General features: G+C 75.0%; 21 protein-coding genes. 8 read left to right on the top strand and 13 right to left on the bottom strand.

The genetic code is table 11. The annotated features are described in order from the left end of the window. Positions 1 to 52: 52 nt before the first annotated feature. The 3 genes from FQ330_RS02330 to FQ330_RS02320 are packed head-to-tail and all read right to left on the bottom strand — an operon-like array spanning position 53 to position 2,015. The gene (locus FQ330_RS02330; RefSeq protein ID WP_146354874.1) at positions 53 to 658 is read right to left on the bottom strand and encodes a DUF3618 domain-containing protein; all 606 of its coding nucleotides are present in this window, start codon (positions 656 to 658) and stop codon (positions 53 to 55) included. Beyond that, entirely contained in the window at positions 655 to 1,110 is a 456-nt protein-coding gene (locus FQ330_RS02325) for a phage holin family protein (RefSeq protein WP_146355341.1), read from the bottom strand. Before FQ330_RS02325 ends, FQ330_RS02330 begins: the two co-directional genes overlap by 4 nt. Positions 1,111 to 1,127: 17 nt before the next feature. Beyond that, positions 1,128 to 2,015 carry a hypothetical protein gene (locus tag FQ330_RS02320; RefSeq protein ID WP_146354872.1) on the bottom strand — a complete coding sequence of 296 codons (888 nt, stop codon included), beginning with the start codon at positions 2,013 to 2,015 and terminating at the stop codon, positions 1,128 to 1,130. 142 nt (positions 2,016 to 2,157) lie between these two features. On the opposite strand from FQ330_RS02320, the gene FQ330_RS02315 reads away from it, so the two are divergent. Continuing rightward, positions 2,158 to 2,838, top strand: a complete 681-nt coding sequence (locus tag FQ330_RS02315; RefSeq protein WP_146354870.1) for a YdeI/OmpD-associated family protein — start codon at positions 2,158 to 2,160, stop codon at positions 2,836 to 2,838. Positions 2,839 to 2,865: 27 nt separating this feature from the next. Here FQ330_RS02315 and FQ330_RS13460 read toward each other — a convergent pair whose 3' ends face one another. Both FQ330_RS13460 and FQ330_RS02305 read right to left on the bottom strand, forming a co-directional pair. Beyond that, positions 2,866 to 4,014: a pyroglutamyl-peptidase I family protein gene (locus tag FQ330_RS13460; RefSeq protein ID WP_225792649.1), complete on the bottom strand. Its 1,149-nt coding sequence runs from the start codon at positions 4,012 to 4,014 to the stop codon at positions 2,866 to 2,868. 69 nt (positions 4,015 to 4,083) lie between these two features. After that, positions 4,084 to 4,848, bottom strand: coding sequence for an endonuclease/exonuclease/phosphatase family protein (locus FQ330_RS02305; protein WP_146354868.1), 765 nt, complete (start codon positions 4,846 to 4,848; stop codon positions 4,084 to 4,086). A gap of 121 nt (positions 4,849 to 4,969) precedes the next feature. Here FQ330_RS02305 and FQ330_RS02300 point away from each other — a divergent pair, with 121 nt between their 5' ends. Continuing rightward, on the top strand, positions 4,970 to 5,938 hold the full coding sequence (locus tag FQ330_RS02300; protein ID WP_192575812.1) for an ROK family protein: 969 nt from the start codon (positions 4,970 to 4,972) through the stop codon (positions 5,936 to 5,938). Between the two features lie 210 nt (positions 5,939 to 6,148). Here FQ330_RS02300 and FQ330_RS02295 read toward each other — a convergent pair whose 3' ends face one another. Further along, positions 6,149 to 7,690 (bottom strand): DEAD/DEAH box helicase, encoded by a 1,542-nt coding sequence (locus tag FQ330_RS02295; RefSeq protein WP_225792675.1) that lies wholly within the window; start codon positions 7,688 to 7,690, stop codon positions 6,149 to 6,151. Positions 7,691 to 8,097: 407 nt separating this feature from the next. On the opposite strand from FQ330_RS02295, the gene FQ330_RS02290 reads away from it, so the two are divergent. Beyond that, on the top strand, positions 8,098 to 9,405 hold the full coding sequence (locus FQ330_RS02290) for a cytochrome P450 (protein WP_146354862.1): 1,308 nt from the start codon (positions 8,098 to 8,100) through the stop codon (positions 9,403 to 9,405). A 7-nt stretch (positions 9,406 to 9,412) separates the two neighbouring features. On the opposite strand, the gene FQ330_RS02285 is transcribed toward FQ330_RS02290, so the two are convergent. Next, entirely contained in the window at positions 9,413 to 10,858 is a 1,446-nt protein-coding gene (locus FQ330_RS02285; protein ID WP_146354860.1) for a sugar porter family MFS transporter, read from the bottom strand. A gap of 206 nt (positions 10,859 to 11,064) precedes the next feature. Beyond that, entirely contained in the window at positions 11,065 to 13,314 is a 2,250-nt protein-coding gene (locus tag FQ330_RS02280; RefSeq protein WP_318655679.1) for an ATP-dependent Clp protease ATP-binding subunit, read from the bottom strand. Between the two features lie 364 nt (positions 13,315 to 13,678). Here FQ330_RS02280 and FQ330_RS02275 point away from each other — a divergent pair, with 364 nt between their 5' ends. From FQ330_RS02275 to FQ330_RS02260, 4 genes are all read left to right on the top strand, one after another. After that, positions 13,679 to 14,512: a hypothetical protein gene (locus tag FQ330_RS02275; RefSeq protein ID WP_146354856.1), complete on the top strand. Its 834-nt coding sequence runs from the start codon at positions 13,679 to 13,681 to the stop codon at positions 14,510 to 14,512. A 159-nt stretch (positions 14,513 to 14,671) separates the two neighbouring features. Continuing rightward, positions 14,672 to 15,379, top strand: a complete 708-nt coding sequence (locus FQ330_RS02270) for a Pr6Pr family membrane protein (protein ID WP_146354854.1) — start codon at positions 14,672 to 14,674, stop codon at positions 15,377 to 15,379. A gap of 31 nt (positions 15,380 to 15,410) precedes the next feature. Next, positions 15,411 to 16,184, top strand: coding sequence for an alpha/beta fold hydrolase (locus tag FQ330_RS02265; protein WP_146354852.1), 774 nt, complete (start codon positions 15,411 to 15,413; stop codon positions 16,182 to 16,184). Between the two features lie 177 nt (positions 16,185 to 16,361). After that, positions 16,362 to 16,979 carry a uridine kinase family protein gene (locus tag FQ330_RS02260; protein WP_225792648.1) on the top strand — a complete coding sequence of 206 codons (618 nt, stop codon included), beginning with the start codon at positions 16,362 to 16,364 and terminating at the stop codon, positions 16,977 to 16,979. A gap of 32 nt (positions 16,980 to 17,011) precedes the next feature. On the opposite strand, the gene FQ330_RS02255 is transcribed toward FQ330_RS02260, so the two are convergent. Further along, positions 17,012 to 17,659 carry a dihydrofolate reductase family protein gene (locus FQ330_RS02255; RefSeq protein WP_146354848.1) on the bottom strand — a complete coding sequence of 216 codons (648 nt, stop codon included), beginning with the start codon at positions 17,657 to 17,659 and terminating at the stop codon, positions 17,012 to 17,014. Between the two features lie 230 nt (positions 17,660 to 17,889). On the opposite strand from FQ330_RS02255, the gene FQ330_RS02250 reads away from it, so the two are divergent. Beyond that, on the top strand, positions 17,890 to 18,390 hold the full coding sequence (locus tag FQ330_RS02250; RefSeq protein ID WP_146354846.1) for an Hsp20/alpha crystallin family protein: 501 nt from the start codon (positions 17,890 to 17,892) through the stop codon (positions 18,388 to 18,390). Positions 18,391 to 18,497: 107 nt separating this feature from the next. Here FQ330_RS02250 and FQ330_RS02245 read toward each other — a convergent pair whose 3' ends face one another. The 4 genes from FQ330_RS02245 to FQ330_RS02230 all read right to left on the bottom strand — a co-directional run bounded on the left by FQ330_RS02245 (position 18,498) and on the right by FQ330_RS02230 (position 21,922). Beyond that, positions 18,498 to 19,139 (bottom strand): hypothetical protein, encoded by a 642-nt coding sequence (locus FQ330_RS02245; RefSeq protein ID WP_146354844.1) that lies wholly within the window; start codon positions 19,137 to 19,139, stop codon positions 18,498 to 18,500. After that, positions 19,136 to 20,356, bottom strand: coding sequence for a hypothetical protein (locus tag FQ330_RS02240; RefSeq protein WP_146354842.1), 1,221 nt, complete (start codon positions 20,354 to 20,356; stop codon positions 19,136 to 19,138). The genes FQ330_RS02245 and FQ330_RS02240 overlap by 4 nt, the downstream gene beginning before the upstream one ends. Positions 20,357 to 20,528: 172 nt before the next feature. After that, positions 20,529 to 20,960, bottom strand: coding sequence for a heat shock protein transcriptional repressor HspR (locus tag FQ330_RS02235; protein ID WP_146354840.1), 432 nt, complete (start codon positions 20,958 to 20,960; stop codon positions 20,529 to 20,531). After that, complete coding sequence (locus FQ330_RS02230; RefSeq protein ID WP_128188939.1) at positions 20,960 to 21,922, bottom strand: DnaJ C-terminal domain-containing protein; 963 nt, start codon at positions 21,920 to 21,922, stop codon at positions 20,960 to 20,962. Before FQ330_RS02230 ends, FQ330_RS02235 begins: the two co-directional genes overlap by 1 nt. Positions 21,923 to 21,930: the final 8 nt, after the last annotated feature.

Here is a 21,930-nt window from a genome sequence, read left to right as displayed (position 1 = left end):
GACGAGGCCCCGGCGGTACTCCGCCGGGGCCTCGGGTCGTGCGGCGGAGCGGCTAGCGCTGCGCCTCGTCCTGCACGTGCTGGCGTGCGCGCTGCGCGTCGTCCTGCACGTCCTTGGCGGCCGACTGCGCGTCGCCCTTGATGTGCTCGCCGGCCTGCTGCGCGGTGTCCTTCACGGACTGCGCCGCCTGCTGCGCGGGCTCCTTCAGGTGCTCGCCCATCTCCTGCGCGACGTCCTTCGCGCCGTCGACGAGGGGCTGGGCGCCCTCCTTCACCTTGCTCGCGACCTCCTTCTCCTTGTCGCTCGCGGGGATGAGGGAGGCGACGAGCGCGCCGACGCCGAAGGCGATGAGGCCGACGGCGAGCGGGTTGCCCTTCGCCTTGCGGACGGCCCGGTCGGCGCCGTCACGGACGCTCTCGCCGGCGTGGCCGATCGCGCCCTTCATGTCGTCGCCCATCCGCCCGACGGCGCCGGGGTCGTGGTCGTCGACGCCGAACACGCGGTCCTTGACGTCGCCGAAGCGTCCCTTGATGCGCTCGGTCTGGCGACCGACCATGCCGCTCGGCGACACCTTCTCGCCCAGTGCGTCGACGTCGCCGCTGACCTCGGCGCGGGTGCGCTCGATCCGCGCGCGGATCTCCTCAGGTGTCTCGTTCATCGGTTCTCCTCCTTCGTGTGCGTGATGTCGGGGATGTGCTTGACGGAGTCGACCGTCTCGGGCATGGGCTCGACCTTCGCGAGCTCCTTGCGGCCCTGCGTGTAGAGCACGGCGGCGACGATGGCCCAGAGCACGCCCACGATGAGCGCGCCCCAGCCGAGGTGCTCGAGCCAGTCGCCGAGCGCGAACATGAGCGCGAGCGACAGGAACAGGATGACGAGGCCGGCTGCGTAGCCGGCGCCGCCGAGCATCCCCGCGCCCTTGCCCGCACGGGTGGCCTGCTGCTTGGCCTCGGCCTTCGCCAGGGCGATCTCCTGGCGCACGAGGGTCGAGGTGTCGCGCATCAGGTCGCCGACGATGTCGCCGAGCGACTGCGAGGCCGCCCGCTCCTCCGCGGGCGTCTCGGCCGCCGCGACGGCGGGGTCCTCGTGTGCGGCGTGCGCGCCGCGCATGCCGGTGGTGGGGTCGGTCACAGTCCGCCCTCCCTCCGCGTGGTCGGGTCGCCCTGGCCGCCGGGGGCACCGGCGCCCGTCGTCGGGACGCCGCTGGGCGTGGCCGTCGGCACGCCGGTGGCCGGCGGGATGCCCGTGCTGCCCGGCATGCCGGTGGTCGCGGGGATGCCGGTGCCGTGCGGCTGATGGCCCGTCTGCGCCGGGACGTCCCAGTCGGTGACGACGCCCTGCGTCGAGCCGCCGGGCCGGGCCTCCGCCGAGCGGATGCCCGCGACCGAGGTGGAGTCGGCGTGGCGGGCGGTCGAGGTGCCCTTCGCCTGGTCCTGCGCGTCGCCGATCATGCCGCGCGTGAGTCGGCCGACGACGAGTCCGGCGACGCCCGCGATGGCGATGAAGGTGCCGGGGTGCTGGCGCGCGTAGCGCTTGACCTCGTCGAGCAGGTCGGCGGGCTCGCGCCCGTCGAGCCAGTTGGCCGCCGCGTCGACGCGGTCGCCGACCTCGCCGGCGAGCTGCGCTGCGAGGCCCTGCTGGCCGGACTCCGAGGCCATCTTGCGCAGGTCGCCGCCGAAGGTGTGCATGCCGTCGGCCGCGCGCTGCGTCTGCGCCTTCGCCTGGCCCTGCGCCTCGTGCATCGTCTGGTCCCACAGGTGCCGCGCCTGCTGCTTCGCCTCGCCGGCGACGTTGCGGGCCTCCTCCTTGGCGGTGCCGGCGACGTTGCGGCCCGCTTCCGCGGCGGTGTCGCGCACGTGCGCGGCCTCCTCCTTCGCCGTGTCCTTCGTGCTGTGCTCCGACTGACCGGGCGCTCGCGTCGGCGGCACGGTCGGGGTTCCGAAGACCGGCTCCGCCTCGGGCGGGATGCCGCCGGGTCGGTGGAGCTGGTCGTTGGGCTGGTATGCGTCGGTCATGATCCATCCATTCCGTCTGACGTGGAGGCGGTGCCTCCGATGGCACTGACTTGTCCCCCATAGTCGTCCCCCCTTCCTGGGAGTCAACTGGCTGTCTCCCAGGGTTCAACTCCAGGTCGCGGGTCGGTGCGATGCTGAGCGCATGGCCAGCGACGCATCCGCACGCATCGGCACACCGGGCGGCTCGGCCGAGCGCCCGGCGGTGTTCTTCCGCGACGCGGCCGAGTTCCGCGCGTGGCTCGAGGCGCATCACGAGACCGCCGCCGAGCTCTGGATGGGGCTCAACGCGAAGCACGTCGAGCCGCGCGGCCTCACGTGGGCCGAGGCGGTGCCGGAGGCCCTCTGCTTCGGCTGGATCGACTCGCTCTCGCAGCGCATCGACGGCGACGCGCGCCGCCAGCGCTGGACGCCCAGGAAGCGCTCGTCGACCTGGTCGGCGGTGAACGTCGCGCACGTCGAGCGGCTGCTGGCCGAGGGGCGGATGCGCCCGGTCGGCATCGCGGCGTTCGAGGCGAGGAGGGAGGAGGCGACGGGCGTCTACGCGTACGAGCGCGGCGAGCAGCGGCTGCCGCCCGAGCTGCAGCAGCACCTCGACGCGTCGGCGGCGGCGCGCGCGTTCCTCGCCGAGGCGCCGGCCGGCTACCGCCGCACGGCGGTCGCCTGGGTGCTCGGCGCCAAGCGCGAGGCGACGCGAGAGCAGCGCGCGCGGCAGCTCGCCGACGACTCCGCCGCGGGCCGGCTCATCCCGCCGCAGCGCTACGGCGAGACGCCGCGCTGGGTCGAGCGCGCCGCGGCCGCCGCCGGCGCCGCCAGCGCCGACTGAGCGCCGCTGCCGCGGCTGCCGGCCCCGCTAGTCGCCCCGCTGCCCCTCGAGGTACGCCGCGAGCTTCGCGAGCGACTGGCCGAGCCCCAGCTCGTGATCCTCGGGCGAGATGCCCGGCGGCACGTCGGCCGCCGAGACCGTGACCCGCGTGCCCGCCGCGACCGGCTGCATCCGCCACGTCATGAGCATGTCGCCGCGGAAGCGCTCCTCGGCCGACTCGAAGGCGACCCGCTGCACGACGAGCTCGTGCGGCACGAGCTCGACGAACGTGACGCGCGACGCATCCGTCGCCTCGTCGGTCTTCGGGTCGACCGGGTCGTCGAAGCGCAGCACGGCGCGGAAGCCGCCGCCCTCGCGCGCGTCGAGCCCCTCGATCGACGCGGCCGCGCCCTCGGGCGGCAGCCACGCGGTGAGCGCCTCGGCGTCGAGCAGCGCCGCGTAGACGCGGTCGGGCGCCGCCGCGATGACGGTGCCGGCGCGGTCGACGCGCGGCGCCTCGCGCGCGTGCTCGTGCGCCGCGCTGTCCCCGTGCGCGATCGAGCGCACGGCGGCGGCGAGCCCGAGCGCGAGGTCGTCGAACCTGAGCCGCCTGCCCTCGTGGGTGATGGCGGATGCGTCGGCCGAGGCGCCGGGGTCGGTCTCGTCGCCGACGCCCGCGGTGCCGCTCGTGCGCACCGCCGGCACGTGCACGAAGCCGCCGGGCACGTCGAGCCCGGCGACGAGGTAGGCGACGTGGTTGCAGAGGAACCGGCCCGCGTCGTCGCTCGCGTCGGCGGGGAGGCCCACCGCGAGGATGGCCCCGACGAGCGCGTCGACGTCGAAGCCGGAGGGCCGCCCGGCCGGGCCCGCGGGGTCGATCGGTGTGCCGCGCGGCTGGTCGCCCGCGTTGTCGGGGATGCGCGCGTCGTCCTCGTTGACCGCCCACCGCTCGGGCGTGATCGCGCTGCGGCCGCCCGCCTCGCCGACCGCGAGCACCGCATCCGGCCGGTGCTCGTCGACGAGCGCCCGCAGCGCCGGGCCCGCGGCGCCGAAGGCGACCGGGAGCGTGCCGGTGACGAGCTCGGCGCCCGGCTGCGGGTCGGCCGCCCACGCGTCGGCGAGCCGCCGCACCGCCTCGAGGCTCGCGTTCTCCGGGTCGCCGCCGAACGGCTCGAACGCTGTCACCAGGATCCGCATGGCTGCAGTGTGCCCCGGCGGCGCGAGCCGCGCATCCCGTCGGGCGGGCCGCCGGTCGGCCCGCGACCGCTAGAAGTCGACGACGACCGGCAGGTGGTCGGAGAACGCCGGGCGAGGCGCGCGCGCCTGCCGGGACGGCGGCAGCTGGTCGGCGCTCAGCACGTGGTCGAGCTGCACGAGCGGGCGGTGCGAGGGGTAGGTCGCGCCCCGGGCCAGCAGTCGCCCGCGCGCCACGCGACGTGCCATCCCGGGCGGCAGGTTCAGGTCGCCCATGAGCACGCGCGGTCCGGGCAGCGTGCGCAGCCAGCGCATCCCGTGGCGCAGCTGCTGCGCGTTCGTGCCCTGCACGAAGGTCAGGTGCGCCGAGGCGATCGTCCAGACGCCGTGCGGCGTGCGGATCGTCGCCGCGACGATCGCGCGCGGCTCGTCGCGCAGCCACACCACGCGGTGCGTCTCGGGGTCGACGACCGGCGCACGGAACATCGGCGCGGGCGGCAGCCGGTGCACGTGCCAGCGCAGCACCGGGTAGCGCGACAGCAGCGCGATGCCGTAGGCGTCGGCGGTCGCGTCGAGGTCGTCGTCGCCCGCAGGCCGCCAAGGCCGTGCGGGATCGCCGATGACGGTCGGCACGAAGCGCGACGCCGTGGCGCCCATCGCCTCCGCCGCGACCGCGGTGAGGTCGATGTGGCCCGAGCGCGACTGGCCGCGGTCGACCTCCTGCAGCGCGAGCACGTCGGCGTCGAGGTCGCCGATCGCGCGGCGGAACCGGTCCTCGTCGACGGCGGGGTCGGCGTGGGTCCTGCCGTGCAGGATGTTCCAGGTCGCCAGCCGCATGGGGCCATCCTGCCGCCTGCGGGCCCGGAGGCGAGGGATGCTCGGGCGCGGCGCGCGGATGCGTCGTCGGCGGATGCGCCGCCCGGGCCGCGCGCGGGCTGCGGCACGGCAGGATGGGAGCGTGACGATCGCAGGCCTCGACGTGGGCGGGACGAAGATCGCGGGGGTGGCGCTCGCCGCGCGCCCCGGCGGCGGCGCCTCGGCGACCCCTGCATGGGGCCTCGACGACGTGCTCGTGCGCACCCACCGGCCCCACCGCATCCACGGCCCCGAGGCGCTGCTCGACGCGCTCGAGGGCGCCGTCCGCGAGCTCGACGCGCAGCTGGCCGACCTCGGCAGCCCGCCCGTCGCCGCCGTCGGCCTCGCGATCGCCGCGTGGATGCCGCGCGACCGCGCGTCGATCATCTGGGCCGCGCACCTCGGCGTGCGCGACTTCGCGCTGCGCTCGGCGCTCGCCGAGCGGCTCGGCGTGCCGGTCACGATCGACAACGACGCCAACGGCTACCTCGTCGGCGAGGCGGCGATGGGCGCGGCTGCGGATGCGTCGTCGTCGATCCTCATCGCGCTCGGCACCGGGGTGGGCGGCGCGTTCGTCGCCGACGGGCGGCCGCTGCTCGGCGCCCACGGCCTCGCCGGCGAGCTCGGCCACGTGACGGTCGACGAGTCGGGGCCCGTGTGCTCGTGCACGGCGCGCGGCTGCATCGAGGCCTACGCGGGCGGCAACGCGCTCGCGCGCGACGCGGCGGCGGTGCCGGCGGCGGTGGCGCTCGCGCCGGGCGACCGCCCGACGGCGCTGCACCTCGAGCGCGCGGCGCGGGCCGGGGATGCGACGGCGCTCGCCGTCATGGAGCGGGCCGGATGGGCCGTGGCGGCGGGGCTCCGCCGCCTGCTGCCCGCCTTCGACCCGGAGGTCGTCGTGCTCGGCGGCCGCGTCATGCTCGCCGCCGCCGACCTGCTGCTGCCGGTGATCGAGCGCGAGCTCGCCGCGCACGCGCCGCTGCAGGGCGTGCCGCAGCCGCGCCGGCTCGAGCTCGCCCGCCTCGGCGACCACGCGGCGGCGATCGGCGCGGCGGTGCTCGCGGCGCGCTGAGCCGCGCCCCGCGCCTCCCCCACCTCGCGCGGCTGCCGCCCTCCGCCGCGCCGCAACGCACCTCGCCTCCCCGCAGATGTAGGGCCAAGTGCTCGCATCACCCCGCGATGACAGCCACTGCCCCTACATCTGCGCCCGCGGACGCGGAACGGCCCCCGGCGGTGAGCCGGGGGCCGTTCCGTGCGCGGATGCGCGGGGTGCGGTGAGGCGTCAGCCCTGCGCGCGGCGCGGGGCGCGGCGCGAGCCGCCGCCGGCGCTGCCGCCGGACTGCAGCGAGCCGCCGCCGGTCGACGACCACGCCACGGACGAGCCGCCGCGCGGTGCGCCGCCCTGGCCGCCGGAGCGACCGCCCTGGCGGGCCGGCTGACCCGAGCGCGCACCGCCCGAGCGGGCGCCGCCGCCCTGGTCGCCACGGCCACCGGCAGCGCCGGCGCCGCCCTTGGTCTCGGGGCGACCCGAGCGGTCCTTGCGGGGGCGCTCGGAGCGGGCGGTGCCGGCGCCGGCGCCGTGCGCGCCGGAGCCCGCGACGCCGTCACGGCTGCCGCGACCGCGACCGCGGCCGCCGCCGCCCGAGCGGCCCGCGCCCTGCGGCTGCTGGATCTCGTTGCCGGAGCCGGGGCCGCCGGGGACCGGCGCCACGTGCGGGGCGTACGGGCCGACGAGCTGGTCGACCGCATCCGACGACGCCGTGACGATCTGCGCGGGCACCGAGATCTCGGCCTTCCGCAGCAGCGTCATCGTGTCGCGGCGCTGCGCGGGCAGCATCACGGTCGCGACGTCGCCCTCCGAGCCCGCGCGCGCCGTGCGGCCCGAGCGGTGCAGGTAGGCCTTGTGCTCCATGGGCGGGTCGACGTGCACCACGAGCTCGACGTTGTCGACGTGCACGCCGCGGGCGGCGACATCCGTCGCCACGAGCACGCGCACGGTGCCGTCGGAGAACTGCGCGAGGTTGCGGTCGCGGGCGTTCTGCGACAGGTTGCCGTGCAGGTCGACGGCGGGGATGCCCGAGGCGGTGAGGTGCTTCGCGAGCTTCTTCGCCTGGTGCTTCGTGCGGGTGAAGAGGATGCGGCGGCCCTCACCCGAGGCGAGGCGGCGCACGAGCAGGTTCTTGTCGTCGGGCGCGACCTCGAAGACGTGGTGCGTCATCGCGGCGACGGGCGAGTGCGCCTCGTCGACCGAGTGCATGACCTGGTTCTGCAGGAAGCGCTTCACGAGCTTGTCGACCCCGTTGTCGAGGGTCGCCGAGAACAGCATGCGCTGGCCGCCGGAGGGCGTCTTGTCGAGGATCTTCGTGACGACCGGCAGGAAGCCGAGGTCGGCCATGTGGTCGGCCTCGTCGATGACGGTCATCTCGATCGCCGAGAGCGATGCGACGCCCTGGTTGATGAGGTCCTCGAGGCGGCCCGGGCAGGCGACGACGATGTCGACGCCGGCGCGGAGCGCCTGCTCCTGCGGGCGCTGCGAGACGCCACCGAAGATGGTGGTGACGGTGAGGCCGGATGCCTTCGCGAGCGGTGCGATCGTCGCCGCGATCTGGGTGGCGAGCTCGCGGGTCGGCGCGAGCACCAGGCCCAGCGGCAGGCCCTTGCGGCGGCCGCCGCCGGCGAGCTCGCCCGAGAGGCGGGCGACCAGCGGGATGGCGAACGCGAGGGTCTTGCCGGAGCCGGTCTTGCCGCGGCCGAGCACGTCGCGGCCTGCGAGCGTGTCGGGCAGGGTGTCGGCCTGGATCGGGAACGGGTGCTCGCGGTCCATCGCCTTGAGGGCCGTGACGAGCTTGGCGGGCACGCCCAGCTCGGCGAAGGTCGGCGTGGGCGCGGTGGTGGTGATGTCGGTCAAGGTTGCTCTTTCTGTGAGCGTGCGCGCGCATCCGTGGTCGCTGCACACTCGTGCAGGCGGATTCTTGGGTGGATGCGTCGACGCAGATTCGGCGAGCGCGGCGGTGGCCGCGATCGTTCGCCGTGGAAGGTTCATCGACATCCGGGAGCCGGATGGAGAGAGGAGCGTTCAACGACGCAGGTGAGGGGCTTCGACGCCCGGCTCACGCAGTGCGACCAGCCTAGCAGGTGGGGTCTGACATCGGCCAGAGCTGCCGCCGGAGGCCGCTCGGGCCGCGGTCAGGCGGCAGGGCTAGCGTCGGGCGGGACGGAAGGACGGACCCCATGGCGAACGCCCCCACCTCCGACGACACCCTCGCCTTCGTCGCGAAGGGCTACGACTTCGGCGCCCACATCTGGCGCCGCGCCCGCGGGGCGGCCGCCCGGGCGGTGCCCCTGCGGCTGCTCGGCCGGCCCTCGCTGCTCGTGCGCGGCGCCGAGGGCGTCGACCTGTTCTACGACGAGGAGCGGATGCGCCGGCACGGCGCGATGCCGGCGTTCGTGCAGGAGACGCTCTTCGGGCACGGCTCGGTGCACTCCCTCGACGGGGCGGCGCACCGGCACCGCAAGGCGACGTTCCTCGACGTCGCCTACGAGGACGCGCAGGTCGAGCGCCTGCTGCCCCACCTCGAGCGGGAGTGGCGGGCGGAGGTCGACGCGTGGGTCGCGGGCGGCGACCGCTCCGCCTACGACGCCGCGGTCGGCGCGCTCGGCCGCGCGATCATGCGCTGGGCGGGCCTGCCCGGCACCGCCGAGGCGAAGACGCGCTGGGCGGCGCGCGAGGCGCAGATCGTCGACGGCTTCGGCGTGCCCTACTCGCCGGAGTTCCTGCTCGCCGCGCTCAACCGTCGCTGGTGCGACCGGCACGCGGAGGAGCTCATCGAGGCGGTGCGCGCCGGCACGATCGAGGCCGCCGAGGGCACCGCGCTCCACGAGTGGGCGTGGCACCGCGGGCCCGACGGCGAGCTGCTCGCGGCGCGGCTCGCGGGCGTCGAGCTGCAGAACGTGCTGCGGCCGACGATCGCGGTCGCGCGGTTCGTCGCGTTCGCCGCGAAGGAGCTGCACGACCGGCCGGCCTGGCGCGAGCGCATCGCCGCCGAGACCGCCGAGCGCGGCCGCCTGACCGAGGGTCCGCTCGCGACCGCCTTCGCGCAGGAGGTGCGCCGCACGGCCCCGTTCGTGCCGATGCTGCCGGCCGAGGCGATCGTCGACGTCGAGCTCGACGGCGAGCGGCTCGAGGCGGGCGGGCGCGTCTTCATCGACATCCTCGGCACCGACACCGACGAGCGCTCCTGGGAGCGGGCCGACGAGTTCGACCCCGAGCGCTTCGTCGGCGTCGACGACTTCGAGGCGATCGCCGCCTTCATCCCGCACGGCGGCGGGCACCCGTCGACCGGCCACCGCTGCCCGGGCGAGAAGATCGCCATCGCGGGGCTCGCCGCCGCGATCGCCGCGCTCAGCGACCCGCGGCTGTCCATCCTCGGCGAGCGGCTGCACGTGAGCCGGCGCCGCCTGCCCACGAAGCCGGCCTCGGGCGGCGTCGTGCGCGCCGCATCCGCCGCCGGGTCGCGCTCGCGCTGCCCGTTCCACTGACGCGCGGTCAGCGGCGGCGCGCGAGCGGCCGGCCGGCGGCGAGCTCGTGCTCGAGCCGCTCGAGCGAGCGTCCGCGCGTCTCGGGCACCTGCGTGGCGATGAACGCGAGCGCGACCGCGCCGACGGCCGCGAAGAGGAAGAACGTGCCGGTGATGCCGACCGCCCCGATGAGCGACGGGAAGCCGAGCGCGATCGCGCCGTTCGCGAGCCAGTGCGCGAAGACGGCGATGCCGATGCCGAGCCCGCGCATCCGCTGCGGGAAGACCTCCGAGAGGTAGACCCAGGTCGCGACGTTGAGGAACGTCTGCATCGCGCCGACGAAGGCCACCACGAGCGCGAGGATCACGAAGGGGCGGATGGGGTGCCCCGGCTCGAGCGCGACCGACGCGACCCCGATGAGCACGTGGCACAGCGTGGTGAGCGAGAAGCCGATGAGCAGCGTCGTGCGGCGGTCGAGGCGATCCATCATCGCGAGCGCCACGAGGCCGCCGACCACCGCGATGACGCCCGGCGCGACGTTGGCGATGAGCGCCGCCTGGGCCGAGAAGCCCGACTCCACGAGCACCGTCTGGCCGTAGTACATGATCGAGTTGATGCCGGTGAGCTGCTGCGCGACGCCCACCCCGATGCCGATGAGCAGGCCGCGGCGGAGCCACGGGGTGCGCAGCACCTCGGCGAGGCGCAGCCGATCGTGGCGGCCGCCGTCGGGCGCGTCGCCCGCGCGCTCGATCTGGGCGAGCTCGGCGACCGCGCGATCCTCGGCGCGCACCGTGCGCAGCACCGCGAGCGCCTCGTCGTGCCGGCCGCGGGCCGCGAGCCAGCGGGGCGACTCGGGCATGCGCAGCATGCCGACGAAGAGCGCGATCGCGGGCAGCGCGCAGACGGCGAACATGATGCGCCAGACGCCGTCGAGGTGCCCGAGCGCGCTGCCGAGGATCGCGTTGACGACGAAGGCCGCGAGCTGCCCGACGACGATCGCGACCTCGTTGCGGCCCGAGATCGAGCCGCGGATCTCGAAGGGCGCGAGCTCGGCGAGGTACACCGGCACGACGGTCGACGCGCCGCCGACCGCGAGGCCGAGCAGCACCCGGCCGGCCACGACCGCCTCGAAGCCGGGTGCGAGCACGAGCACGACCGTGCCGACGAAGAACACGACCGCGAGGGCGACGAGCATCCGGCGCCGGCCGAGCGCATCCGAGAGCCTCCCGCCGAGCAGCGCGCCGACGGCGGCGGCGAAGACGAGCGAGCTCGTGACGACGCCCTCGGTGAGCGCGTCGAGGCCGAGCGCCGCGCTCATCGGCCGCAGCGCGCCGTTGATGACGCCCGTGTCGTAGCCGAACAGCAGCCCGCCGAAGCACGCGACGATCGAGATGACGCCGAGCCGGGCGCGGTGCGGGCCGGGCGCGAGCGGCGGCAGGGCGACCTCGGCATCGAGGTGCGAGGCGACGGCCACGATCGTTCCCTCCGGTTCCGGTGCGCTGGCGCACCCGAACGATCATGCCGTGTCGCGGGCGGTGCCGCGTCCCGGCGCCTCCCATCCGCGGCGCACAACGCAAGCCCGCGGCGCCGGATCAGCGGCGCGCAGCCGCGGCCGCCGGATCCTGCCGCAGGATCCGGCGCACGGGCTTGCGTTGTGCTGAGGCGCGGCGGCGCCGCGCGTCAGCGGTCGTCGTCGAGCGGCTCGCCCTCCACCACGTCGATGTCGTCGACGTCGTCGACCGTGTCGGCGTCGAACGACCACTGGGCGGGGCGCTCGGCGCCGGCCGGGCCCACCCACAGGCCCGAGCCGCCCGGCGCGACGTCGACCACGACCGTGTCGCCGTCGCGCACGACGCCGCCGAGCAGCGCGCGCGCCAGCCGGTCGTCGATCTCGCGCTGCATGAGCCTGCGCAGCGGCCGCGCGCCGTACATCGGGTCGTAGCCGCGCTCCCCGAGCCACTGCCTCGCCGCATCCGTCACCTCGACGGTGAGCCGGCGCTCGCGCAGGCGCCGGTCGAGGCCGTGCACCTGGATGTCGACGATCGCGCCGAGCTCGTCGGGCGAGAGCGCGTCGAAGATGACGATGTCGTCGAGGCGGTTGACGAACTCCGGCTTGAACGCGGCGCGCACCGCGCCCATCACCTGCTCGCGGCCCTGCGCCTTCGGCACCGTCGGATCGGTGAGGAACGCCGAGCCGAGGTTGGAGGTGAGGATGAGGATGGTGTTGCGGAAGTCGACCGTGCGGCCCTGGCCGTCGGTGAGCCGGCCGTCGTCGAGCACCTGCAGCAGCAGGTCGAAGACCTCGGGGTGGGCCTTCTCGACCTCGTCCATGAGGATCACCGAGTAGGGGCGGCGGCGCACCGCCTCGGTGAGCTGCCCGCCCTGCTCGTAGCCGATGTAGCCGGGAGGGGCGCCGACGAGGCGCGCGACCGAGTGCTTCTCGCCGTACTCCGACATGTCGATGCGCACGAGCGCCTTCTCGTCGTCGAAGAGCAGCTCGGCGAGCGCCTTCGCGAGCTCGGTCTTGCCGACGCCGGTGGGGCCGAGGAAGAGGAACGAGCCGGTGGGCTTGTCGGGGTCGGAGACGCCCGCGCGGGTGCGGCGCACCGCATCCGCGACCGCCGAGACGGCCTCGCGCTGGCCGACGACGCGCTCGGCGAGCTCGTCCTCCAGCCGCAGCAGCTTCTCGGTCTCGCCCTGCAGCAGGCGCCCGACGGGGATGCCCGTCCACGCCGCGACGACGGAGGCGATGTCGTCGGCGCTCACCTGGTCGCCGACCATGCGCGCGCCCGCCTCGGCCGCGCTCGTCTCGGCGGCCTTCAGCTGCGCCTCGACCTGCGGGATCTCGCCGTACAGCAGTCGGGAGGCGCGCTCGAGGTCGCCCTCGCGCTGCGACCGCTCGGCGCGGCTGCGCAGCTCGTCGAGCTGCTCGCGCAGCCCGCCGATGCGGTTGAGGCTCGAGCGCTCCGCCTGCCAGCGCTGGTCGAGCTCGGCGAGCTCGGCGCGCAGGCCCGCGAGGGTCTCCTCGAGCTGCGCGAGGCGCTCCTTCGAGGCGTCGTCCTTCTCGCGCTTGAGCGCGAGCCGCTCGATCTCCATGCGGTCGACGGTGCGGCGCAGCTGATCGATCTCGGTCGGCGCCGAGTCGATCTCCATGCGCAGCCGGCTCGCCGCCTCGTCGATGAGGTCGATCGCCTTGTCGGGCAGCTGCCGGGCGGTGATGTAGCGGTTCGAGAGGGATGCGGCGGCGACGAGGGCGCTGTCGGCGATCGTCACCTTGTGGTGGGCCTCGTACCGCTCCTTGAGCCCGCGCAGGATCGCGACGGTGTCCTCGACGCTCGGCTCGCCGACGTACACCTGCTGGAAGCGCCGCTCCATCGCGGCGTCCTTCTCGATGAACTCGCGGTACTCGTCGAGCGTGGTCGCGCCGATCATGCGCAGCTCGCCGCGCGCGAGCATCGGCTTCAGCATGTTGCTCGCGCCCTGGCTGCCCTCGGCGGCGCCCGCGCCCATGATGATGTGCAGCTCGTCGATGAACGTGATGATGCGGCCCTCGGCCTTCGCGATCTCGGCGAGCACGTTCTTCATGCGCTCCTCGAAGTCGCCGCGGTACTTGCTGCCGGCGATCATCGCGTTGACGTCGAGCGAGACGAGCGACTTGCCCTTGAGGCTCTCGGGCACGTCGCCGGCGACGATGCGCTGCGCGAGGCCCTCGACGACGGCGGTCTTGCCGACGCCGGGCTCGCCGATGAGCACCGGGTTGTTCTTCGTGCGCCGCGACAGCACCTGGCTGATGCGCCGGATCTCGCTGTCGCGCCCGATCACCGGGTCGAGCCGGCCTGCGCGCGCGATCGCGGTCAGGTCGGTGCCGAACTGCTCCAGCGCCGACTGCTGGTCGTCCTGGCCGGGCATCATGCCGCCCATCCGTGCCATGTGGTTCCCCCTTCGTGCGGTGCCCGCCTCCCCCGGCGACCCTCGCATCAAAACTTGAGTGGTGATGACTCAAGTTTACTCCGGATGCGGTGCGTTGCCTAGAGGGATGTCTGCCGCACGGGCGCGCGGCCCGTCGCCCGACCCTGGACGCCGTCTGGGAAAACGGGGCGGAAGCCGCCTGGCGCCGGATACTGGGGGACACGACGCCGTCCACGACGGCCGATCGAGCACGGCGACGTGCACGAGGCGAGGAAAGCGACATGACCACCACCGGCCCTGAGGACCCCGCCCGCCGGGGCGAGCCCTACCCCTCCGATGCAGACCGGCGGCGCGCCGCCGGCGACCCGGCCGACCGGCCGCTCGAATGACCGACGACCACGACCGCCGCGTCGCGGCCGACCACGACGAGCGCACGCGCGAGCTCCCGCGCCACGACCGCGACCTCGACCGCGACGGAGTCCCCGACGACCGCGAGCGCAGGCACGACCTGACCGACCGCGACAGGGACGGCGTCGCCGACGTGCGCGAGCGGCGGCACGACCTCGCTGACCGCGACGGCGACGGCGTCGCCGATGTGCGCGAGCGACGGGTCGTCGACGAGCCGCTGGGCGTCGACCCGCGGCACGACCGCGAGGTCGTCGTCGCGCGCGAGCGCGAGCGGTTCGGCGGCGTCAAGGTCGGCTCCGCCTTCTTCGGCTGGCTGACCGCCACCGGTGCGGTCGTGCTGCTCACCGCGCTCGCCGCGGCGATCGCGGCTCTCGTCGCATCGCTGTCGGGCGGCGTCGACGACGTCGTCGAGGACGCGCAGCAGAACCTCGACGCGACGGGCATCTGGGGCATCGTCATCCTGCTGGCGATCTGGTTCATCGGCTACTACTGCGGCGGGTACGTGGCCGGGCGGATGGCCCGGTTCGACGGCGCGAAGCAGGGCGTCGCCGTGTGGGTGTGGGCCGTGGTCATCGCGATCCTCGCCGCCATCGTCGGCCTCGTCGCGGGCCAGAACTTCGCGGTGCCGCCGGGCTCGATGCCGACGCTGCCGCTGCCCGAGGACCAGGCGACGACCGCCGCGATCATCTCGGCGCTCGTCGTCGCCGTCGTGGCGCTCATCGGCGCCGTGCTCGGCGGCCTCGCCGGCATGCGCTTCCACCGCCGGGTCGACCGCGCGGGCTTCGAGGTGGCCTCCAGCGCGCGCAGGTAGCGGGTACACGCACCCTGATGCCGGTCGGCGAGCGCTTCGCCGACCGGCATCCGCATGCGGTGCAGGTCCTCCGGCGCGGGCTCAAGATCGCCTCAAGCCGACCTCAATGCGGCGGACACCGGCTCGGAGCCGCGCAGCGCCCCTCCTAGGGTGAGGTGGATGACTGTCAAGGAAGACGTCCGCGTCACGAGCGACCTCCGCAACCGCACGCTCCTCACGGCGCGCCTCGGCATGGCGGCCCTGATCGCAGCCGCGCTCCTCGGGCAGCTGCTGACGAGCCTGCAGTTCTGGGGCGAGCGCGGGGCGACCGACCTCGCGGTGAACCTCGTCGCGTACGGCTCCCTCTTCACCGTGCTGTCGAACACGGCGTCGATGGTCCTGCTCGTCATGCTCGCACTCGCGCAGCCCCGGCGCGCCCGGCTCGGCCGCCGCTTCGACGTCGTGCTGCTGGCGGCGACCACCTGCATGGTCGTCACCGGCGTCGTCTACAACGCGCTCATGCGCCCGATCGAGCTGCCGGACGGCGCCACCCTCGTGTGGGCGAACGAGGTGCTGCACGTCATCGCGCCGGCGTGGATGCTCTTCGACTGGGCCGTGACCGCGGGAGCGCGCGACGTCCACCGGCGCGACCTCGCCGCCGTCGTGCTGTTCCCGGCGGCGTGGCTCGGCTACACGCTCCTGCGCGCCCCGAGCACGCCCGAGGAGGCGGCGAGCAACCCCTACTGGTACCCGCACCTGGATCCCGGGACCTACGACAACGGTGCCTTCGGGGTCGCCACGACGTGCCTCGCGATCACGGCCGCGCTGCTGCTCGTCGCCGGCGGCCTGATCGCCATCGCGCGCCGGCGGTCGCTCTACCGCGGCTGACCGGCGCCGTCGGCGCGGCTACCGTGGAGGCATGACGACGGGCGCGCTCCACACCACCCGCCTCGGCGAGCAGGGGTCGCCCGTCGTCTTCTGCCACGGCCTCTTCGGCCAGGGCCGCAACTGGATGCAGATCGGCAAGGCGCTCGCCGACCGGCACCGAGTGACGCTCGTCGACATGCCGAACCACGGCCGCTCGCCGTGGACGGAGCGGGTCGACTACGCCGAGATGGCCGACGCGGTCGCCGCGACCATCGACGAGCCGGCCGCGCTCGTCGGCCACTCGATGGGCGGCAAGGCGGCGATGCTCGCCGCGCTCCGCCACCCCGAGCGGGTCGAGCGGCTCTGCGTCGTCGACGTCTCGCCCGTCTCCTACCGATCGAGCGACGAGTTCCGCGGCTTCATGGACGCCATGCTCGGCATGGACCTCGCCGCGATCGCCTCCCGCCCCGACGCCGACGCCGCCCTCGCGCCCGCCGTGCCCGACCCGGGCATCCGCGCCTTCCTGCTGCAGAACCTGCAGCGCGACGGCGAGGGCTGGCGGTGGCTGCCGAACCTCGAGGTGCTGCGGCGCGACCTCGACGCGCTGCGCGGCTTCCCCGAGACCGACGCGGTCTACGAGGGGCCGGTGCTGTGGATCGCGGGCGCCGACTCCGGCTACGTGCGCGACGAGTTCCGCGACGAGATGGAGTCGCGGTTCCCGCGCGTGCGCCGCGTGACGGTCAAGGGCGCGGGGCACTGGGTGCACTCCGAGCAGCCCGCCGTGATGACGGGCCTCCTCGAGCGCTTCCTCGACGACGCGGACTGAGCCTCGCGCGCGGCTGGCCGCGCACAACGCAAGCCCGATTCGGCGATTCCGCGGCGTGCGCGGGGTGGTCGCCCTGATCGCCGCCGAATCGACCCCGCGGGCTTGCGTTGTGCGCGACGGCGGCAGGGGTGCGCGGCCGCGCACGCGCGGCGGCAGTGGCCGCCCCGTCGTGGGAAGATGGAGCCCATGCCCGCCGACGCCGAGCCCCTCGCGCGCGTCGTGCTCATCGGCGGGGCCTCCGGCTCCGGCAAGTCGCGCATCGCCGAGCGCTCGGGGCTGCCGCTGCTGCGGCTCGACGACTACTACCGCGAGGGCGACGACCCCGAGCTCCCGCGGCTCGAGACCGGCGAGGTCGACTGGGACCACCCGGACTCATGGCACCGCGACCGCGCGCTCGCCGCGCTCGAGGAGCTCGCCCGCACCGGCCGCACGGCCGCGCCCGTCTACGACATCTCCCGCAGCGCATCCGCCGGCGTCCACGAGGTGGCGCTCGAGGGCGCCTCGCTCTTCGTGGCCGAGGGCATCTTCGTCGCCGAGGTCGTCGCCGAGGCCGAGCGCCGCGGCATCCTCGCCCACGCGATCTGCGTGCGCCGCTCGCGCTGGGTGACGATGGGCCTGCGCTTCGCGCGCGACCTCCGCGAGCGCCGCAAGAGCCCCGCGTTCCTCGTGAAGCGCGGGCTCATCCTCGCGAGCCGCGAGCCGGCGATCGTCAAGGGGCTGACGGATGCGGGCTGCCGGCCCGTGCGCGTGCGCTCGGCCGGGCGCCTGCTCGCGCGGGCCGCGCGCGGCGACTGACGCGGGCGGCACCGCCCGAGCCCCGACGCCGGCTACTCCTCCACCATGACCTCCTTGCCGTCGACCACCTCGTAGGTCGCGGTGCGGAACGGCGCAGGCGTGAGCGTCATCGCCACCGCACCGCTCGGCGCGACCCGGGCATCCGCCACCTCGAAGCCCGACGGCCGCTGCACGTCGTCGAAGAGCCGCTTGCCGCGCCCGACGACCACCGGGAAGACGATGAGGCGCAGCTCGTCGAGCAGCCCCTCGTCGAGCAGCGTCTGCAGCAGCTGCCACGAGCCGTGCACCTGCAGCTCGCCGTCGCCGAGCGCCTTGAGGTCCTGGATGCGCTGCGGCACGTCGGCGGCGATGACCGACGCCGTGCGCTCCCACGGGGCGTCCTCGAGGCGCAGCGTCGTCGAGACGACGTGCTTCGGCGCGGTGTTGAGCCGCTGCGCGACCGGGTCGGCGGGGTCGGTCACGAGCGGCCAGTAGGCGGCCATCATGTCGTAGGTGGTGCGGCCGAAGAGCAGCTCGTCGGTGCGCTCGAACCAGCCCGTGACGACCGAGCTGACGGTCTCGTCGAACGCCGGCGCGACCCATCCGCCCCACCGGAACCCGCCGGCGGTGTCCTCCTCGGCGCCGCCGGGGCCCTGCATGACGCCGTCGAGCGTCATGAACTCGTGCGCGACCAGTCGCATGCTCGGCCCCCTCGCCTCAGTGCCGCGCCCGTGCGCGAGCGCGGCGACGGTATCGAGCATGGGCGGCGAGGCGCCCGCGCGCAAGGGTGGGAGCGGTCTGCGCGATCTGGCACTCTTCCATCGAGAGTGCTAAAATCGAGGCGCTCCGCGGGGCACGCTCCGAGGGGCTGCCACAGACACCGGGGACCGTCGCATGGGGGCGACGGCCCGAAGCTGAGGAGGTGGTTGTCATGGCACTGACCTTCGATCCCTTCCGCGAGATGGACCGCATGGCCGCCCGCCTGCTGACGAGCGGAGGCACCGAGCGCTCGTCGAGCTGGATGCCGATGGATCTCTACCGCGCGGGAGACCACTACATCGTCAACGTCGACCTGCCGGGCGTCGACCCGGGCTCGATCGACCTCGACGTCGATGCGAACACCCTGACGATCCAGGCCGAGCGCACGATCGGCTCCGCCGACGGCGCGCAGTGGCTCGCGCAGGAGCGGCCCGCGGGCCGCTACATGCGGCAGCTGGGCCTCGGCAGCGACGTCGACCTCGAGAGGATCGAGGCGTCGTACGAGCACGGCGTGCTGATGCTCACGATCCCGGTCGCCGAGCGCGCGAAGCCGCGCAAGATCACGGTGGAGCAGCGCGACCGCCAGTCGCAGATCAGCGCGGGCGGCTCGGGCGAGAACCAGGCACCGTCGAGCCAGACGCCGGCGGCCGCGGGCTCCAGCACCGAGTCCTGACTCGGCCGTGACGCGGTCCTGACGCGACGGATGCGGCGCCCTCGTCTGCGGACGGGGGCGCCGCGTCATGTCCGGAGCATCCCCGCCGCTGCGGGGTCCCGTTCGGATTACCCCGGCGGGAGCACGCGCCGCCCGGGTTCGCCCGGCACCGCCGCGGTCGCGGCCGCCCGCCGCGCCTCGCGCCGCGCGATCGCGAGCCACGTCCGCGGCCCGGCGAGCCAGCCGATGAGCGCCGACAGCGCCGCCCCGGCCACCACCCAGAGCGCCGCGACGATCCAGGCGCCGACCACGCCGGTGAGCAGCACGAGCAGCCCGAGCAGCCCGAGCAGCCAGCTCGACAGCGTCGACAGCACCGCCTGCAGGCCGGTGCCGAGGGCCGCGCCCCGCAGCGTCACCGCGGCCGCGCCGACGACGCCGGCCCGGCGCATCCGCCGCGTGCTCCACCAGGCGCCGAGCGCGACGAGGCCGACCGCGAGCAGCACGAGCGCGAGCACGATCGGCACGAGCCACGACGCGTCGAGCCCCTCGATCCAGCGCACGACCGCCATGCCCCACTCGCGGTCGTCGAACAGGTCGATGACCGCCGCGCGCAGCACCGCGAGCACGAGTGCGACGACGAGCAGCCTCCACGCGAGGCCCGCTCCGGTGGCGACGAGCGCGAGGCCGGTCGCGCCGGCCGCGCGCACCGCGGCGCGCTGCTCGGGGCGCAGCGGATCCGGCCGCGCCGCCGTGCGCGGGCGTGGGCTCACGCGGGCTCCCCGCGCAGCCGCACGGCCGTGAGCTCGGCCTCGTCGGCGGCCCGCTGCCGCGCCTCCTCCTCGGCCATGAGGCCCACGAGGTCGACCCGCGGCCTCGCGGTCGAGAGGAACAGCCAGCCGAACAGCAGCCCGACGAGCCCCGTCAGCACCACCGCGAGCGCCATCGCCCAGAACAGCATCGACCACATCGACCCGATCGTGAGCGACGACGACGAGCTCGCGATCACCGAGATCATGCCGCCGAACAGCACGAGCGGCCACAGCATGATGCCGACGAAGCCGGTCGCCGCGGTCGTGCACAGCCACGCGAGCCACGCGGAGCGGTGCGGCTTCGCGAGCCCCGCCGAGCGCGCCCAGAGGGCGCTCAGCAGCCAGCCGAGCGCGAGCCCGACGCCGCCGAGCAGCAGGCCGATGAGCGCGGTGGCCCACACCCGGTCGGGCATCGACCAGCGCGAGACGATCGCCGTCCACGAGTCGGCCTCGAACTCGTCGACCGGCTCGCCCGAGATGTGCAGCAGGAACGCGAACCCGACGATGAGCACGAACGCGGTGAGGAAGTGCGTCGCGAGCGCCATGACCGTCTGGCCCGCCCACGAGCCGAGGATCGCGGCGCGGCGCTGCGGAGTCGTCCAGCGGATGCGCGGGGGCACGATGAAGATCGGCGCGGGCGGGTAGGGACCGGCGCCGTAGGGCCCGGGCTGACCCTGCTGGCCCGCGTGCGCGGCGGTTGCCACGGCGAAGGTGCCCTGCTGCGGCCCGGTGGGAGGCGTGCCGTAGGGCGCCCCGCCGTAGACCATCCCGTACGGCCCGGGCTGCGGCCCCCACTGCTGCGGCACGAGCCGCGGCGGCATCGAGTCGGCGACCGCCGGCACGAGGCCGGGCGGCATCACCCGCGCTCCCCCGGCCATGCCGGCCGCGGGGTTGGGCACGGGCGGCGCCGCGCCGGGCACGACGGCGCCCGAGACGACCGAGCCGTGCACGACCGAGCCCGCCACGATCGTCCCCGGCATGCTGAGGCGCTCGCGCCGCAGCCGTGCGCGCTCCGCGGCGCGGCTCTCGAGCGCGGTCGCGGGCACGAGCCGGTCGCGCCCCGGCGCCGACGCCGCCGACACCTGCCGAGCGCGACCCGCGGCGGCCGCGCGCGCCGCGGCATCCGCCGGCACCGGGGTGTCGGTGCCCGGCGGCGGCGGGGCTGCGGGGTCGGTCACGGTCAGCATCATGGCATCCGGCCCGCATCTCCGGCCCAGGATCCGCTCGCCTCGCGGGCAGGGAACGCGCGGGTTTCCGGTACCGATCCGCGGGTGCCCGTCCGGGAGACCCGCAGATCGGTACCAGAAGTCCGGATGCGCAGGCCGAGTGACCGGGACCCGGCAGGGCCGGCTACCCGCGCCCGCCGCGCCAGAGCACGATCGAGCCGGGCTTCGACGGGCGCGCGCCCGCGCGGATCGTGGTGATGCCGGTCGCGCCGGCGGCGAAGACGCGGCGTCCCTGCTGCTGCATCACCGCATCCGCGAGCGCCGACTCGAGCTCGCGCACGCGCGCGCGCAGCTCGCGGTTCTCGTCGCTCATCGCGAGGATGCGCCGGATGCCCTCGAGCGAGACGCCCTCGGCCGACAGCAGCTGCACCTGTCGCAGCCGGCCGACGTCGCGCATCGAGTAGCGGCGCGTGTTGCCGACGGTGCGTGCGGGCTCGACGAGCCCGAACCGGTCGTACTGCCGCAGCGTCTGCGCGTGCAGGCCGGCGAGCTCGGCGGCCGCCGCGATCGAGAAGATCGGCGACGTCTCGTCGAGGCCCGCAGGCAACGCGCGCATCAGTCGGTCCGCGCCTTCGCGAGCAGGTCGGCGCGCGGCGACTCGCTCGGCCCCGCGGCCACGAACGCCTCGAGGTGCTCGACCTGCTCCTTGGTGAGGTGCGCCGGCACCGCCACCTGGATGGTGGCGAGCAGGTCGCCCGTGCCCTTCTTGCCGGCCACGCCGCGACCCTTGACGCGCAGCACGCGGCCCGAGGGGGTGCCCGGCGCGACCTTGAGCCGCACCGGGGTGCCGCCGAGCGTGGGCACCTCGATCGTCGCCCCGAGCGCCGCCTCGGCGAACGTCACGGGCACGTCGAGGCGCAGGTTGAGGCCGTCCATGGTGAAGACCGGATGCGGCCGCACCTGCACCGTGAGGATGAGGTCGCCCGGCTCGCCGCCGGTGGGCGACGGGTCGCCCTTGCCGGCCAGCTTGATCTTCTGCCCGTCGTGCACGCCCGCCGGCACCTTCACCGTCATGGTGCGGCCGCCGACCGTGAGCTTGAGGGTGTCGCCCTGCACCGCCGACGTGAAGTCGAGCGCGGCCCGCGCGGTGACGTCGCGGCCCTTGGCCGGCCGGCGCGCGCCGAAGCCGCCTGCGCCGCCGAAGCCGCCGGCCCCGCCGAACATGCCGCCGAGCAGATCCTCGAAGTCGCCCTGCGAGTACTGCACGCGCGGGCCGCCGCCGAAGCCGCCGAAGACATCCTCGAAGCCGCCCGCGCCGCCCGGCGCGAACCGCGGGCGGCCGCCGGCCATCGCGCGGATCGCGTCGTACTCCTGCCGCTGCTTCGGGTCGGAGAGCACGGCGTGCGCCTCGGAGATCTCCTTGAAGCGCGCCTCCGCGGCCGCGTCGCCCGGGTTGGAGTCGGGATGGAACTGGCGGGCGAGCTTGCGGTACTGCTTCTTGAGGTCGGCGGCGCTGACGTCCTTCGCGACGCCGAGCACCGCGTAGAAGTCCTTGTCGAACCAGTCGTTGCTAGCCATGCCTCACC

Source organism: Agrococcus sediminis, assembly GCF_007923295.1.
Classification (GTDB): Bacteria; Actinomycetota; Actinomycetes; order Actinomycetales; family Microbacteriaceae; genus Agrococcus; species Agrococcus sediminis.
Note: the sequence above shows the minus strand (reverse complement) of the source record. Positions and strands in the feature narration are given on the sequence as shown.

Bases quoted from the DNA above. Each gene is read 5' to 3' on its own strand.
- FQ330_RS02330 (WP_146354874.1), bottom strand. From the start codon at position 658: ATGAACGAGACACCTGAGGAGATCCGCGCGCGGATCGAGCGCACCCGC.
- FQ330_RS02325 (WP_146355341.1), bottom strand. From the start codon at position 1,110: ATGCGCGGCGCGCACGCCGCACACGAGGACCCCGCCGTCGCGGCGGCC.
- FQ330_RS02320 (WP_146354872.1), bottom strand. From the start codon at position 2,015: ATGACCGACGCATACCAGCCCAACGACCAGCTCCACCGACCCGGCGGC.
- FQ330_RS02315 (WP_146354870.1), top strand. From the start codon at position 2,158: ATGGCCAGCGACGCATCCGCACGCATCGGCACACCGGGCGGCTCGGCC.
- FQ330_RS13460 (WP_225792649.1), bottom strand. From the start codon at position 4,014: ATGCGGATCCTGGTGACAGCGTTCGAGCCGTTCGGCGGCGACCCGGAG.
- FQ330_RS02305 (WP_146354868.1), bottom strand. From the start codon at position 4,848: ATGCGGCTGGCGACCTGGAACATCCTGCACGGCAGGACCCACGCCGAC.
- FQ330_RS02295 (WP_225792675.1), bottom strand. From the start codon at position 7,690: ATGGACCGCGAGCACCCGTTCCCGATCCAGGCCGACACCCTGCCCGAC.
- FQ330_RS02290 (WP_146354862.1), top strand. From the start codon at position 8,098: ATGGCGAACGCCCCCACCTCCGACGACACCCTCGCCTTCGTCGCGAAG.
- FQ330_RS02280 (WP_318655679.1), bottom strand. From the start codon at position 13,314: ATGGCACGGATGGGCGGCATGATGCCCGGCCAGGACGACCAGCAGTCG.
- FQ330_RS02275 (WP_146354856.1), top strand. From the start codon at position 13,679: ATGACCGACGACCACGACCGCCGCGTCGCGGCCGACCACGACGAGCGC.
- FQ330_RS02270 (WP_146354854.1), top strand. From the start codon at position 14,672: ATGACTGTCAAGGAAGACGTCCGCGTCACGAGCGACCTCCGCAACCGC.
- FQ330_RS02265 (WP_146354852.1), top strand. From the start codon at position 15,411: ATGACGACGGGCGCGCTCCACACCACCCGCCTCGGCGAGCAGGGGTCG.
- FQ330_RS02260 (WP_225792648.1), top strand. From the start codon at position 16,362: ATGGAGCCCATGCCCGCCGACGCCGAGCCCCTCGCGCGCGTCGTGCTC.
- FQ330_RS02255 (WP_146354848.1), bottom strand. From the start codon at position 17,659: ATGCGACTGGTCGCGCACGAGTTCATGACGCTCGACGGCGTCATGCAG.
- FQ330_RS02250 (WP_146354846.1), top strand. From the start codon at position 17,890: ATGGCACTGACCTTCGATCCCTTCCGCGAGATGGACCGCATGGCCGCC.
- FQ330_RS02235 (WP_146354840.1), bottom strand. From the start codon at position 20,960: ATGCGCGCGTTGCCTGCGGGCCTCGACGAGACGTCGCCGATCTTCTCG.
- FQ330_RS02230 (WP_128188939.1), bottom strand. From the start codon at position 21,922: ATGGCTAGCAACGACTGGTTCGACAAGGACTTCTACGCGGTGCTCGGC.